Here is a 13,649-nt window from a genome sequence, read left to right as displayed (position 1 = left end):
GCCGCCACCGTCAGTGCCGGGCGAACTGCACCCCGGTCCGCTGCACCACGTCCGGCCGCACTCCGATCCCGGTCACCTCCAGTCGCTCGCCGTAGATGTCGGTGAGCCTGATCGCGGCGCCGCACCCGTTGCCGTGCTCGGAGAGGAAGTAGTTGTAACCCGTGCGGGCCAACTCGGTCCAGCCGGAGCCGGTTCGGACTTCGAGACGGGCCAGCGGGTTGCGGTGGCCGATCGCCTGGATCGCGCACCAGTAGCGGGACGATCCGGTCTTGTAGCGGATCGAGATCGTGTCGGAGGTGCTGGGGCTCACCAGGCTCCAGGTGATCGGGATGCGCCCGGTGACCGGGGCGGCGAGCTTCGCGAAGGCCTGGGGGCTGAGGTCGAGTTGACCGGGTGCGCAGGGCAGCGGGCACTCGTTGGTGATCCGCACCGTGACCGAGGCACCGCTCGCGGCCCGGACGAGGATGTACGCCCCGCAGGCCTTGGCCGTCTCGTAGTCCGTGGTGTTCATGGCCGCGGTCATGGTGTCGCTGGTCGGCCCGTACAGACAGGCCCCGTCGCCGTTGCCCACGTCGTAGAAGGTCGCCACGCCCGTGTAGGAGGCACCGGGCTTGATGCGCCCGCCGAGCGGGGCCGAACCGGACGCCTTCCGGGCCTGCTCGGCGGTCGGTGTCGCCGCCGCACGGGACGCCGCACTGCTCGCGGCGGCGGCCGGACTGCTCCGGCGGGACGAGGGCGAGGCCGACGGAGAGGCGGTCGTGGGCTTCGCCGACGGTGTGGACGCGGACGCGGTCGGCGTCGTGCGGGCCTCGGCGACGGCCGTGGCCCCGACGGGGCCGGACGCGCTCTCGTGGTCGGGGCCGAACGCGCCGATCAGCGCGGTCACGAGTGCGACGGCCACCGCGGCGACCGCGACGCCGAGAGCCATGCGCCGTCTGCCCGACGAAGACGTAGGGGAACGGTGTGAGCTGGTTGCCACAGACAGGTCCTTGTGTGGTGCGTACGAGCTTCCGACCGTCAGTCGCCGCCGTTCCCGGAAAGGTTGCCGGACAATTTCTCCAAGGGTGCCGCTCCTGCCTCCAGGTCGATGCCGGTCATGAGTTCGGCGAACGCGCGGGCCGCCGCCGGGGAGGTGAAGAGCCGGTCGAGACGGGCTCGGGCGAGGTGGCGCGGGAACGGCTCCGCGTCCCCGGCGTCGTGCAGGGTCCGGGTGAGCCAGTGCGAGAACTCCTGGTCGTTCCAGACGCGGCGCAGACAGCGGGCCGAGTAGTCGCGCAGCGCGGTGTCGTCGCCGTCCCGGACGACGTCCCGCACGGCCCGCGCGAGGAGGTCGGCGTCGTACAGGGCGAGGTTCATGCCCTTGCCACCCATCGGCGACACGATGTGCGCCGCGTCGCCGACCAGGAAGAGACGGCCGTACCGCATGGGGTCGTGGACCAGGCTGCGGAGCCGGAAGACCTCGCGGTCGGTGATCGGCCCGGAGACCAGGCCGGGATCGCCGAGCCGGGTGCGCAGGGCGTCCCAGACGCGCTGCTCGGGCCAGTGGTCCGGGGTGTCGTCGGGCGGGCACTGGAGGTAGTAGCGGCTCGCGTACGGGCCCCGCGGGAAGTGCGCGGCGAAGCCCTGGGAGCTGACGGCCAGGAGGGGGTGGGCGGGGGGCGGGGCGTCGGCCAGGACGGTGAGCCAGCCGATGCCGTGGTCGAAGGCGTGCGCGGTGAGGGCGCCGTCGGGGACGGCCGTACGGCTGACGCCGTGGTCGCCGTCGCACCCGGCGACGAAGTCGCAGGTCAGGGCGTGCGGGGTGCCGTCGGGTGTGCGGTAGCGGATGGTGGGGCGGTCACCGGTCAGGTCGTGCAGGGACACGTCCAGGGCCTCGAAGCGCAGGTCGCCGCCGCCCTCCAGGAAGGTCTCGGTGAGTTTCTGCACGAGGACCTGCTGGGGGCACAGCCGGGCGGCCGGACCGTCGGAGCCGTCACGGTCGGAGACCAGGTGGCTGCGGCCGTCCACCCGGAACTCCAGGATGCCGTCGTGCGGGATGCCGCCGAGGACCTGGTCGGCCAGTCCCCAGGAGTCGAACATGCGGACCGCGCGGGTCTCGACGATGCCGGCCCGCTGGCGCCGGGCCACGTGGTCGCGCGAGCGGCGTTCCAGGACCACGCAGTCGATGCCGCTGCGCTGGAGCAGGGTGGCGACGGTCATACCTGCCGGGCCCGCGCCGATCACCACGACCGTCGTCGATGCGGGAGCGTCCGGCAACTGGCTTGCTTCTTCGGCCACTTGGGCACCTCCGACGGCAAGCCTAGCGAGGAAGGCGGCCGTCCGAGCCGTATCCGATCGACGTCCTGCCGATCGGACACGGCTCCCCGGAACGACCGCGCGCTCAGCGGTAGCAGGTGGTGACGCCCGGCCGCCACGGGCAGGCGAGCCCGGCGAAGCCGCCGTTCGCGACGACGTCGACGCTCAGGACGTCACCGCCGCGCAGGACCCGGCTGTCCTGGACGAGGCCGTCGGCGCCGTCCCGGATCGTCTCCACGAGCCACCGGCCCGGACCGAGCGACAGCGGTACCTCGGCCGTGCGGGCGGCCCCCGCGTAGACGCCGCCGAGGAACCAGCGGTCCGCGCTGCGGCGGGCCAGCACGGCCTCCTGGCCGGGGGTCCCGGCGAGCAGCCGGGTGTCGTCCCAGGCCGCGGGCACCTGGTCGAAGTAGGCCCGGGCCAGGGGCCTTGCCTCGTACGACGCGGGGGTGCCCGCGAACATCTGGAGCCCCGACTCGTAGGCGACGGTGAGGCCCACCTCGGCCGCGTCGGAGTTGGGGCGCAGTCCGACCCGCTGGAAGGCCCCGGGGGTGAAGTCCATGGAGCCGATGACGTTGCGGGTGAAGGGCAGGGTGGTGAGGTGGGCGGCGGTGTTGGTGCGCTTCTCCTCGCCCGCGACGCCCTCCAGGGTCATGACCTGCGGCCAGGTGCGCTGGATGCCCTTGGGGATCGTGGAGCCGTGGAAGTCGACCATGAGGTGGTGGGCGGCCGTCTCCGCGAGGATGGTGTCGTACCACCGGAGCATGGGCTGGGCCTCGGAGTTCATGAAGTCGATCTTGACGCCCTTCACGCCCCACTGCTCCAGGGTGGGCAGCCACTGCGCGCGTTCCTCGGGGGTGTCGAGGTCGCGCTGGTGGATCCAGACGATGATGCCGACGCCCTTGGCGCGGGCGTACCGGACGAGTTCCGGCAGCCAGCTCTCGGTCTGCCAGTCGGGGTTGGTGACGTCCCACTCCCCCGGCCGGTAGTACCACCCGGCGTCAACTGCCTCGTAGGGCCAGCCGCGTTCGGCGGCGTAGTCGACGTAGGCCTTCTGCGCGGCGAGGCTCTGTCCCGCCTCCCTGCCACCCGCGAGCCAGGTCCACAGGACGGTTCCGGGCCTGATCCAGGAGGTGTCGCGCACCTTGGAGGCGGCGGCGAGGTCGTCGGTGAAGGTGGAGCGGGTGACGGTGGCGAGGTCGCCGGTGACCATCGCGCGCCAGGGGGTGGCCAACGGGCCGGTGGACACGACCCGTTCGTCGGCGAGCCTGACGCGGTAGGTGCCGGTGCCCTGGTCATGGGCGAGCCGGGCACCGGAGTAGCCGCCGGTGAGGTCGGACTCGGCGAGCAGGGTGTAGCCGCCGTCGGTCGAGAAGAGCGCCTGGTCGGAGTACTCGCCGGTGGGCGCGGTCGCGGCGGTGTACTGGACGAACTGGCCCTCGTTGTCGGCCCGGTAGGCGCCGAGCCACGCCTTCGCGTCCGCCGGGAGGGTGAAGGCTGACGCCTCGCCGAGCACGTCGCCGGAGTCGGCGGGCAGGACGTACCGGTAGGCGATGCCGTCCGCGGAGGCGCGGACCACGAGGTCGAGCCGGGCGCCCGCGGCGCCGGCGAAGGACAGCCTGGTCTCGTTCATCCGGACCCGCCGGTCCAGCCGTTTGCCGGACTTGGTGCGGTAATGCTCCTGGATCGTCCGGCTCTTGCGGTGCAGGAAGCGCAGGTCCCGCGACAGGTCGGTCCGTTCGGTGACGATCCCGAGGGGCGACGGTTCGATGACCGTACGGCCGTCCCGCGCGACCGCGAGGCTCAGCCGGCCGGTGGTGTCGTCGAGGGTGACCTGGGCGCGCGGTGCGTGTGCTCCCGCGGACAACGACCATGCCTGGTCGTCCGGTCGGGCCTGTGCGGGTGCGGTGGTGAGGAGGGCGGCCGCGAGCGAGGCACAGAGTGCGGCGACCGCCGTTCTGATCGGAACTGCCATCGAATTCCTCCGAGTCGTGTGGCCTTTACGGCAGTCCCCAGGCCGCTCCGGGCTCGCTGACGGCGACGGGCGCGAGGGTGAGGTCGGGGCGGGCACCGGCGTGGACGAGCACCTCGCGGCCTCGCGGCAGGTCGATGGCGAGGGTGCCGTCGCCGAGGTCGCGGGTGGGGGCCGGGGTGCCGTCGTCCAGGACGGCGGTGAGGCGTCCGGTGAGGCCGTGCCGGAGTTTCAGGGGTTCGCCGGCCAGGCTCCTGACCCGGACGAAGCGGGTGCGGCCGGCCTTGCGGACCGCGCTGACCAGGAAGGCGCCCTCGGTGCGGAAGTTGTGCAGGGTGAGGTCCGCCCAGGCGGTCGGGACCGCCGGGAAGACGCGGATCACCCCGCCCCAGCTCTGGCAGAACATGTCGTGCAGGGACTGCGAGGCGGACAGCGGGGTCTCGATGACCGGGCCGGCCTCGGTGTAGTGGGTGTTGGGGCGGCAGGGATAGCGCGTGGTGGGGTCGAAGAACTTCCGCAGATAGGTGATCGCGGTGTCGCCGTCGCCGGTCATGGCGTACATGGAGGCGGCGCCGGTGTAGCTGTAGCCGCGGTGGGAGCCGGTCAGCGCGTGCCAGTGGACGATCGACCGGGTGATGAGGTCGCGGCTCTCGGGCTGGTCCCAGTTGACGAGGTAGAGCGGATAGACCATCAGCAGGTGGGAGTAGTGCCGGTGGGACTGGGCGTACGGGGTGTCCGCACCGATCATGAAGCCGTTGTCGTCGACCGGGTAGGGCGTGAGTCTGGCCAGGACCTCCTGCCAGCGCGGCGCCGACTCGTCCTCGATGCCGAGGAGTTCGGCGGACTCGATGAGGGTCCGGCAGCCCCAGCGGATCAGGGCGAGGTCGTAGTTGGTGTCCTGGGGCGGTACGACCGGGTACTCGGGCGAGAGGGTGCTGGGCAGATGGAGCTTGCCGTCGCTGCCCGGGGTGAGGAAGTGCAGGTAGTAGTTGATCGCCCGGCGCAGCACCGGGTAGATGGTGTCGCGCAGCAGGGACGTGTCCATGGAGTGGCGGTAGGACAGCCACACGTTGTGCAACGCCCAGGTGAGGTCGCCGACTTCGGCGCCGGTGCCGGGGCGGCCCACGCTGCGGTTGGCGAACATGTCGGAGCTGCGGCCCACGCCCGAGCTGTCGGCGCGGTAGGCGGCCGGCACGTTGGCGGTCAGCTGCTCCTGGTTCTGGCGCAGGGTGGTGGCGAGGGAGTCCAGCTCCGGGTGGTTGAAGCCGTTGATGAGCCAGTACTCCAGCTGGACGTTGAGGTTCCACCAGACCGCGGGCCAGGGCGTGGGCTCCAGCCAGGGCCCGGAGGTCGCCATCACGGGTCCGCCGGCCCGGCTGGCCGAGGCGACCTTGTACAGCTGGATCCAGTGGAAGCTCTGGAGGCGCTGGTCGGGGAACGACACGAAGCTCTTGCGGTAGAAGGCGTGCCACCAGCGGATGTGCCGCTGCCGGAGCGTCTTGTACGACTGCGCGCGGCGGAGGGTGCGCAGGGAGTCGGCCTCGGCGGCCGTGTCGGAGGGGTGGCTGTGGCCGACGCTGAGCAGCAGTTCGTCGCCGGTGCGGCGGTGGGCGGTGGCCGTCTGTCCGCCGCCGGTGAGGGGCTGGAGGACCTGCTCGGTGCCGTCGGAGGCGGTGCGGGTGGTCCACGGCGGGTTGGTGGTGTAGCCGCTGGGCGGGGCCTCGCTGATCTTCCGGGGGCTGATGGCCTCCTCGGGGTGGAAGGTCCAGGTGGCCCGCTCGCCGCCGCGGGCGGTGACACGGACGGCGAGGACCTCGTCGTGGATGAGGGCGGCGAGGGTGAGGGTGCCGGCGGTGGTGGTGACGGTGCCGGTGAGTTCGGCGTTCCAGAGGCTGAGTCGCCAGTCGACGGCGGTGATGGTGCCGGTGGGTTCGAGGGTGAGGTGGCCGACGGGGAGCCGGCAGGTGCCCCAGCCGCTGCCGAACTCGGGCCGGTGGTCCTGGACCCGGCCGTGCTGGACGGTGAAGCGGATCTTGTTGGCGCCGGGCTCCTGGTAGATCATGCTGCCCAGTTGGCCGTCGCCGAGGAAGGGGCCCTCGTACCAGAGGGTGGGCAGCCGGGTCCACACCAGGTCCTGGTCGCGCAGGAACCGGTCCCAGGCGCCGTCGGTCGTCATGGTGTCGCGGAGTTCCCAGGGGCCCTGGGCGCCGCGCGCGGAGGGCGGTTCTTCGGCGTGGGCCGCTCCGGGTAACGCGGTGGCCGGCGCTCCGGGCAGTACGGCTGCCGCTGTTCCGCCCAGCGCGGTGCCGAGCACGGCCCTGCGGGCCGGGTTCGAGGGTCTCTGCGGGGGTGAGGTCATCGTTGTCCTCCAGACCTGACGGATCGTCGATACATCGGGTGTATCGGGGAACCTAAGAGGCCTGTGTGCACCTGTCAATGACTTTGACACCGCCAACCCAGCGACTCATCCGATGTCTTCAGGTCGGAGTCGCCGGGTGGTGAGGACGCCCTCGACGCGGACCGGGCACCCCGGACGGGGTGCCCGGTCCTGTTGCGTCAGCCCTGGGCGAGGAGCTGGAGGGTGTCGATCACGCGGTTCGAGAAGCCCCACTCGTTGTCGTACCAGGCGACCACCTTCACATGGCGGCCGTCGACACGGGTGAGGGCCGAGTCGAAGATCGACGAGGCGGGGTTGCCCGTGATGTCGGAGGAGACCAGCGGGTCCTCCGAGTACTCCAGGATGCCCGCGAGGGGCCCCTCGGCGGCGGTGCGGTAGGCCGCGAGCACGTCCTCGCGGGTCACGTCACGGGCGACGGTCGTGTTGAGCTCGACGATCGAGCCGACCGGCACCGGCACCCGGATCGAGTCGCCGGACAGCTTGCCGTCCAGGTTGGGCAGCACCAGGCCGATCGCCTTGGCGGCACCCGTGGTGGTCGGCACGATGTTGACGCCGGCGGCACGCGCGCGGCGGGCGTCGCGGTGCGGCCCGTCCTGGAGGTTCTGCTCCTGGGTGTAGGCGTGCACCGTCGTCATGAAGCCGTGCTCGATGCCGGCCAGCTCGTCGAGCACCGACGCCAGCGGGGCGAGCGCGTTGGTGGTGCAGGACGCGTTGGAGACGATGGTGTGCACGTCCGGGTCGTAGGCGTCGGTGTTGACCCCGTACGCGAGGGTGACGTCGGCGCCGTCCGAGGGCGCGCTGACCAGGACCTTCCGCGCGCCCGCGTCGAGGTGGGCGCGGGCGGCCTTGGCCGAGGTGAAGCGCCCGGTGGCCTCCAGCACGAGGTCGACGCCGAGCTCGGCCCACGGCAGCTGTGCCGGCTCGCGTTCGGCGAGGACGGTGATCCGGCGGCCGTCGACGACCAGGGCGTTCCCGTCGACGGTGACCGGACGTCCGAGCCGGCCCGCCGTGCTGTCGAAGGCGAGCAGCCTCGCGAGCGTGGCGGGCTCGGTGAGGTCGTTGACGGCGACGATCTCCAGGCTGGTGTCGCGTTCCAGGAGTGCGCGCAGCACATTGCGTCCGATGCGGCCGAATCCGTTGATGGCGATGCGAGTCATGAATGGTGTCCCTTCCCTATGTCCACCAGGCTCGCGCGCGGTGTGCGCCGCTGACAGTGGCGCGATCGCCACGGTTCAAAAGGATCGCGCCACGCCCGCGTGGGGGCTATTCGCCCCGGGTGAAGGTGCGCCGGTACTCGCTCGGGGTGGTGCCCAGGATCCGCTGGAAGTGCGTCCGCAGATTCGCGCCCGTCCCGAGTCCGACGTCGGTCGCGATCTGCTCGACCCCGCGCTCCGAGCGCTCCAGCAGTTCGCGGGCCCGGTCGATGCGGGCCCGCATGACCCACTGCATCGGCGTGTACCCGGTCTCCTCGACGAAGCGCCGGGAGAAGGTGCGCGGGGAGACGGCGGCCTGACGGGCCAGGAGGTCGAGGGTGAGCGGTTCGTCGAGGCGGTGCAGGGCCCATTCCCGGGTGGCGGCGAACCGCTCGCCGAGCGGCTCCGGCACGCTGCGCGGCACGTACTGCGCCTGGCCCCCGCTGCGGTAGGGGGCCGCGACCAGGCGACGCGCCGCGTGGTTGGAGGCGGCCACACCGAGGTCGCCGCGCAGGACGTGCAGGCACAGGTCGATGCCGGAGGCGGCGCCGGCCGAGGTCAGGACGCTGCCCTCGTCGACGAACAGGACGTTCTCGTCGACCCGCACGAGGGGGTGCTTGGCCGCGAGCGCTCGCGTGTAGTGCCAGTGGGTGGTGGCCCGTCTGCCGTCGAGGAGGCCGGTGGCGGCCAGCGCGAAGGCACCCGTGGAGATGGCGGCGAGCCGTGCGCCCCGGTCGTGGGCGGCGATCAGGGCCTCGACCACGGCCGGCGGCGGGTCCTCGCGGTCCGGGAACCGGTAGCCGGGGAGGAACACGAGCTCCGCCCACGCGAGCGTGTCCAGGCCATGGGCGACGTGGTACGACAGCCCGTCCCCGCCGCTCACCAGCCCGGGGGCCGCGCCGCACAGCCGTACCTCGTACGGCATGCTCGCGCGCGTGGTGAACACCTGTGCGGGGATCCCGACGTCGAGGGGCTTCGCGCCTTCGAGGACGAGCACGGCGACACGGCGGAGGCGGGGGGCGGACACGGGGACAGGGTACGAAAGCGGTCAGGCGTCCTCGACCTTGGCGGTGACGGGCGTGCCGATCTCGACCGTGCGGCTGACCGTGCACAGGCGGTCGTGGGAGGTCTTGACCGCCCGGGGCAGGATCGTGCGGGCCCGGTCGGCGCCCTCGCCGTCCGGGAAGGCGACGGTGAAGGTGACCGCGAGGTCGGTCAGCCGGTTGCCGAGTTCGTCGTTGACCTTGTTGCCCGTCACCTGGACGGTGAAGGCACTCGGCTCGGCGTGCCGGCTGGTGGCGAGGTCGACGTCCACCGCCGTGCAGCCGCCGAGCGCGGCGAGCAGCAGTTCGACCGGGGTGAACTCGCTGTCGGAGCCGGTACCGAAGGCGATCGTGCCGCCGCGGGTGTTGGTGGCGACGAAGTGGCCGGTGCCGGTGCGCTCGACGGTGACGGACCGCTCGGAGTTTTCGCTCATGCCGAGGACACTAGTGCCGGGTGCCGAACGGTGCCCCACGGGCCCTGTGCCGCGTCACCACTCGGCCGCGACGGCCTCCGTCAGCCGGGTCACGGATCCCAGGCCGGGCAGGTTCCGCAGCTTGGCCACCGCCTCCCGGCCGCCGAAGTCGCGCTGTCCGGCGGTCAGCGCCGGGTCGACCGCGCACGCGGCCTGTACGTGGACGTAGTTGAGGTCCGTCGCGAACAGCATCGAGAAGGCGTCCACGCCCTTGACCACCGCGCGGCCCCCGGCGTCCCGGTAGGCGCGCACCAGCCGCCGGGCGGCCCCGGCGTCGAAGTGGTTCCCGCCCGACCACACGTACAGCGCCCGGGCGAGCTCACGCTCCGCCGAGACCGGCCCGGCGTTGTCCCAGTCGAGAAGAACCGGCCCACCGCGTCCGACCAGCACGTTCTGCGGGCGCAGGTCGAGATGGGAGGTCACCACGTCGCCGGGAGCCGACGGCGACACGTGCCGCCCCAGTTCCGCGGCGGTCGTGGCGACGAACTCCGCCAGCTCCTCGGCCCAAGGCATGCCCGCACGCTCGACCCGGTCCAGCAGTACGGCCCATTCGGCCGCCCCGGGACACTCCTCGTACCAGCCCTCGGGGGTCCCGGCCGCGCCCTCGCCCGCCTGGTGCAGCAGCGCGAGCGTACGGCCGCACCAGCTCTGGATCTCCGGGTCCGTCGGGTCGGCCTCGGAGCCGTCGACCCAGTCGTACAGCTTCACCCAGGAGCCTTCGGGGAGCCGTACGACGGGGGCGCCGGTGCGGTCGGTCATGAGGCGTGGCGCGGAGACGCCGAGCGGTTCGGCCGCGTCGCGCAGGGCGGCCTCGGCAGCGGCGTCCGGCTCGTCCCTGTCGAAGAGCAGTTCCTTCACCGCCCAGGCCGTGCCGTTCCCGGACAGCTTCCAGATCTGTCCGAGGGCGCCGCGGGCGACGGGTGTCATCGTCCAGGGGCCCGCACCGAGCGCATAGGTGTCCGCGATGAGCTCGCCCGTCCCGCGCATGCAACTCCCCGCTGCCGCCGCCTTGTTGCGTGAGCCTAGCCGCAGCAGCCGGTCTCCACGCGGCAGTAGCACGACGCCTCCACCGGTACGTCGGCCAGGGCGGCGGCCATGCGCAGCTGCTGGGCCACGATCCGTGCCTCCCCGTCCTTCCTCCCGCGGACCAGGCACTCGTGGAGGCCGTGCAACGCCCAGACGTTGCCCGGGTGTTGGAGCGGTCGCGGGAGGGTGTCGTCGAGGCCGAGGTCGGCTCGGTAGACGGCTTCCGCCTCGGCCACCCGGCCCTGTTCGAGCAGGAGGGCGCCGTAGGCGTGGCGGGTGGGCTGCATCCAGCCCCAGGGTTCGTCGTAGGGGAGGTTGTCGTCCAGCTCGATCGACCGGGCGAGGGCCGCGAAGGCGGTGTCGAACTCGCCCTTGCGGTAGGCGAGTTCCCCGTCCAGCATCGCGGAGGCGATCGCCAGGATGTCGGCGCACGTGTTGTTGAAGAGCATCCGGGTCTCGGGGACCTCGGCCACCGCCGCCTGGAACAGGGCCCGTTCGGCCTCCGCCTCGGTGACGCGGCCGAGGGAGGACAGGGCGACGCCGCGGGCGTAGTGGAGCATCGCGGTGGTCACGCAGTACAGGCGCGGGTCGGTGGGCAGCGGCAGGTCGAGGATGTCGGTCCAGCGGCCGAAGCGGATCAGGACGTGGACCCGCATCGCGAGGAAGCCCTCCAGCCAGTCGGCCATGGGAGGGCTCTCGACACGCAGCAGTTCCTCCGGGATCGACGCCTCCAGCTGGGCGGCGGTCTCCAGGGCGACCTCCGACCGGCCCAGGAACATCGCCCCGTAGATCTTGAAGTGGTAGTTGTGCGAGCGGTAGAGCGTGTAGAAGTTCATGGCGCCCGACCGGGCCCGCACCTTCTCGTCGGCGGTGATCGCCGCGCTGTTGTCGGACACCACCCGGCGGTAGTCGCCGCACAGAACCTCCAGGTGGGAGGGCATGTGCAGCAGGTGTCCGGCGTCCGGTACCAGGCCGCGCAGGCGGTCCGCGACGGACAGGGCCAGTTCGGGGGTGGGCGACATCTCCATCAGGTGGACGTACAGGTGCAGGACGCCCGGGTGCTCGCGTCCGGTGGCGCTCGTCAGCGCTCGCTCCAGGACGGCGCGGGCCTCGCGGGTGCGCGCGCCGGCGGCGGGCTCGCCGGTGCGCAGGTCCCACAGCTGCCAGGGGGTGAGGTTCATCAGCGCGTCCGCGTACAGGGCCGCCACGTCGGCGTCGTCCGGGGCGAGTTCGTGGACGGTGCGCATGGCGTCGGCGTAGGGCGGGTTCCACACCGTGCAGTCCTCGGCGGGCTTCGCCTGCGGGTAGCGGGCGCGCAGGGCGCCGATCAGGGCCCGCTCCACCACGGTGGCCCGGACGGCCGCCTTCTCGTGGGCCGCCTCGACGGCCGCATGGGTGCGTTCGACGGTCCGGGCGAGGTCCCGGTCGTCGAAGAACTCCCAGGGCTTGTTGTAGTTCGGGCCCAGCGCGTAGGCGATGCCCCAGTGGGCCATCGCGCAGTCCGGGTCGGCGGCGGCCGCCCTCTCGAAGCAGGCCACGGCCTCCTCGTGGTGGAAGGCGTACGTCCACACCAGGCCCCGGTCGAACCAGAGCTGGGCCTCGGCGGACGCGGTGGTGACGGGCCGGCCGTGGGAGCCGAGGTCGTAGTACTCCATACGCAGCTCCTCGCACCGCGGACCAGGCTGTACGGAAGTCGATTCTGCCCGAAGAATGCGCTTTCGGGAGTGTGGGAGCCGATCCGTCCCCCGAACGAACGCAGGTGCCGGAGAGGAGACTCAGGACTGTGCGGGTCTCCTCTCCGGCACCGGGTGGCCGGGGTGGGCTAAGCGCGGGTGGGCTAAGCCGTCACACACGGAAGATCTCGAGGAAGCTGCTCCAGAATCCCTTCTTGGCCGGCTTCTGCGCCGCGGGGGCCGGGATGCGCGCGGCGGGTGCGGGCTGCTGGACGACTGCGGGGCGGGGCGCGGTGGGCACGCCGTACGCCGACGCCATCCGGGTCGCCGGGGTGGGGGCGAACTGGACGGGCAGGGCGGCCAGGGCGCGGTGGAAGGGGCCGGGACGCCACTGGAGTTCCTGGGCCGGGACGCTCAGCACGAGGTCGGGCAGCGCGTTGAGGATCTGCTCGATGGCGGTGACCGCGATGACCTGGGCCGGGCTCTTGGCCGGGCAGGCGTGCGGGCCCGCGCCCCAGGCGAGGTGGGCGCCACGGCTGTGGGCCTGGCCCGCGGCGGTGAGCGCGGGGTCGCTGTTGGCTCCGGCGAAGCTGATGACCAGCGGGGAGTTCGCCTGAACCACCACTCCACCCAGGTCGACGTCCTGCACCGGGAAGTGCGTGGCGTAGTTGGCGATCGGCGGGTTGTTGAGCAGGACATGGTCGAGGGCGTCCTCGATCTGCATGCTCGGCCCGTCCTCGCCCTCCGGACCCAGCAGCAGGAGCAGGGCGTTGGCGATGAGGTTGCGGGTCGGCTCCACACCGGCGCCGATCAGCATCACCAGCTGGTCCTTGAGCTCCTCGTCGGTGAGCCCGGCGGAGTGCTGGACGAGCCAGGAGGTGATGTCGTCACCGGGCTCGCGGCGCTTGAGGGTGATGAGCTCCATGAAGCAGGCGGTCAGTTCGTCGCTGGCCTTCAGCGCGTCCTTGCCGTCGAACATGTCGGCCATCGCGCTGGTGACCCGGTCGCCGATGGCGGCGGGGCAGCCGAAGAGCTTGTTGATCAGCAGCAGCGGCAGCAGCTTGGCGTAGTCGTTGATCAGGTCCGACCGGCCCCGCTCGCTGAACTGGTCGATGAGGTAGGCGGCGATCGGCTCGACGTCGCGGCGGATGCGCGTGACGTTGAGCCGGTCGAGGCTCTCGGTGACCGCCTTGCGGAGCCTGAGGTGCTGGGCGCCGTCGGTGAACAGGCAGTTGGGGCGGTAGGCCATCATCGGCAGGACGGGGCTGTCGAGCGGGACCCGGCCGTCGTTGAGGGCGGTCCAGCGGCGGCCGTCGCGGGCGAAGAGGGCGGGGTTCTGGAGCACCCGCAGGGCCGTCTCGTGTCCGACGACCAGAGTGGCGTCGACACCGGGGGCGAGCTCGACCGGGCCCGCGGGGCCGTGCGCCCGCAGGTAGTCGTAGACCTTCTGCGGGTCGGCGGCGAAGGAGCCGTCGTACATGGGGCATCTGGCCGCACCGGCGGCGGCCGTGTCGTGAACGTCCATGACTGTGTCCTTAGGTGGCCCGGACCGTGCGGTCCGGGCGGGGGGTGGTGG

10 protein-coding genes are annotated in these 13,649 nt (G+C 72.2%); all 10 read right to left on the bottom strand.

All coding sequences use genetic code 11. The features are described 5' to 3' along the window. Positions 1 to 10: 10 nt before the first annotated feature. Positions 11 to 979: an expansin EXLX1 family cellulose-binding protein gene (locus ACFULQ_RS03560; protein WP_383537554.1), complete on the bottom strand. Its 969-nt coding sequence runs from the start codon at positions 977 to 979 to the stop codon at positions 11 to 13. Between the two features lie 38 nt (positions 980 to 1,017). After that, the gene (locus tag ACFULQ_RS03555; protein WP_383537552.1) at positions 1,018 to 2,277 is read right to left on the bottom strand and encodes a 4-hydroxybenzoate 3-monooxygenase; all 1,260 of its coding nucleotides are present in this window, start codon (positions 2,275 to 2,277) and stop codon (positions 1,018 to 1,020) included. A gap of 103 nt (positions 2,278 to 2,380) precedes the next feature. Next, a complete protein-coding gene (locus ACFULQ_RS03550; RefSeq protein ID WP_383537550.1) occupies positions 2,381 to 4,270 on the bottom strand; it encodes a glycoside hydrolase family 97 catalytic domain-containing protein in 1,890 nt (629 codons plus the stop codon). Between the two features lie 25 nt (positions 4,271 to 4,295). Beyond that, a complete protein-coding gene (locus tag ACFULQ_RS03545; RefSeq protein WP_383537547.1) occupies positions 4,296 to 6,626 on the bottom strand; it encodes a Tat pathway signal sequence domain protein in 2,331 nt (776 codons plus the stop codon). A 197-nt stretch (positions 6,627 to 6,823) separates the two neighbouring features. Next, complete coding sequence (gap, locus tag ACFULQ_RS03540; protein WP_383537544.1) at positions 6,824 to 7,822, bottom strand: type I glyceraldehyde-3-phosphate dehydrogenase; 999 nt, start codon at positions 7,820 to 7,822, stop codon at positions 6,824 to 6,826. 106 nt (positions 7,823 to 7,928) lie between these two features. Beyond that, on the bottom strand, positions 7,929 to 8,885 hold the full coding sequence (locus ACFULQ_RS03535; protein WP_383537543.1) for a GlxA family transcriptional regulator: 957 nt from the start codon (positions 8,883 to 8,885) through the stop codon (positions 7,929 to 7,931). Positions 8,886 to 8,906: 21 nt separating this feature from the next. Next, the gene (locus ACFULQ_RS03530) at positions 8,907 to 9,335 is read right to left on the bottom strand and encodes an OsmC family protein (RefSeq protein ID WP_383537540.1); all 429 of its coding nucleotides are present in this window, start codon (positions 9,333 to 9,335) and stop codon (positions 8,907 to 8,909) included. 54 nt (positions 9,336 to 9,389) lie between these two features. Continuing rightward, positions 9,390 to 10,361, bottom strand: coding sequence for a phosphotransferase enzyme family protein (locus ACFULQ_RS03525; RefSeq protein ID WP_383537538.1), 972 nt, complete (start codon positions 10,359 to 10,361; stop codon positions 9,390 to 9,392). A gap of 35 nt (positions 10,362 to 10,396) precedes the next feature. Next, positions 10,397 to 12,055 (bottom strand): hypothetical protein, encoded by a 1,659-nt coding sequence (locus tag ACFULQ_RS03520; RefSeq protein ID WP_383537536.1) that lies wholly within the window; start codon positions 12,053 to 12,055, stop codon positions 10,397 to 10,399. 190 nt (positions 12,056 to 12,245) lie between these two features. Then, positions 12,246 to 13,598, bottom strand: coding sequence for a cytochrome P450 (locus ACFULQ_RS03515; RefSeq protein ID WP_383537533.1), 1,353 nt, complete (start codon positions 13,596 to 13,598; stop codon positions 12,246 to 12,248). Between the last annotated feature and the right edge of the window lie 51 nt (positions 13,599 to 13,649).

Source organism: Streptomyces sp. NPDC057253, assembly GCF_042669125.1.
In the GTDB taxonomy this organism is placed as follows: Bacteria; Actinomycetota; Actinomycetes; order Streptomycetales; family Streptomycetaceae; genus Streptomyces.
This window is presented reverse-complemented; position numbering and strand designations above follow the sequence as displayed.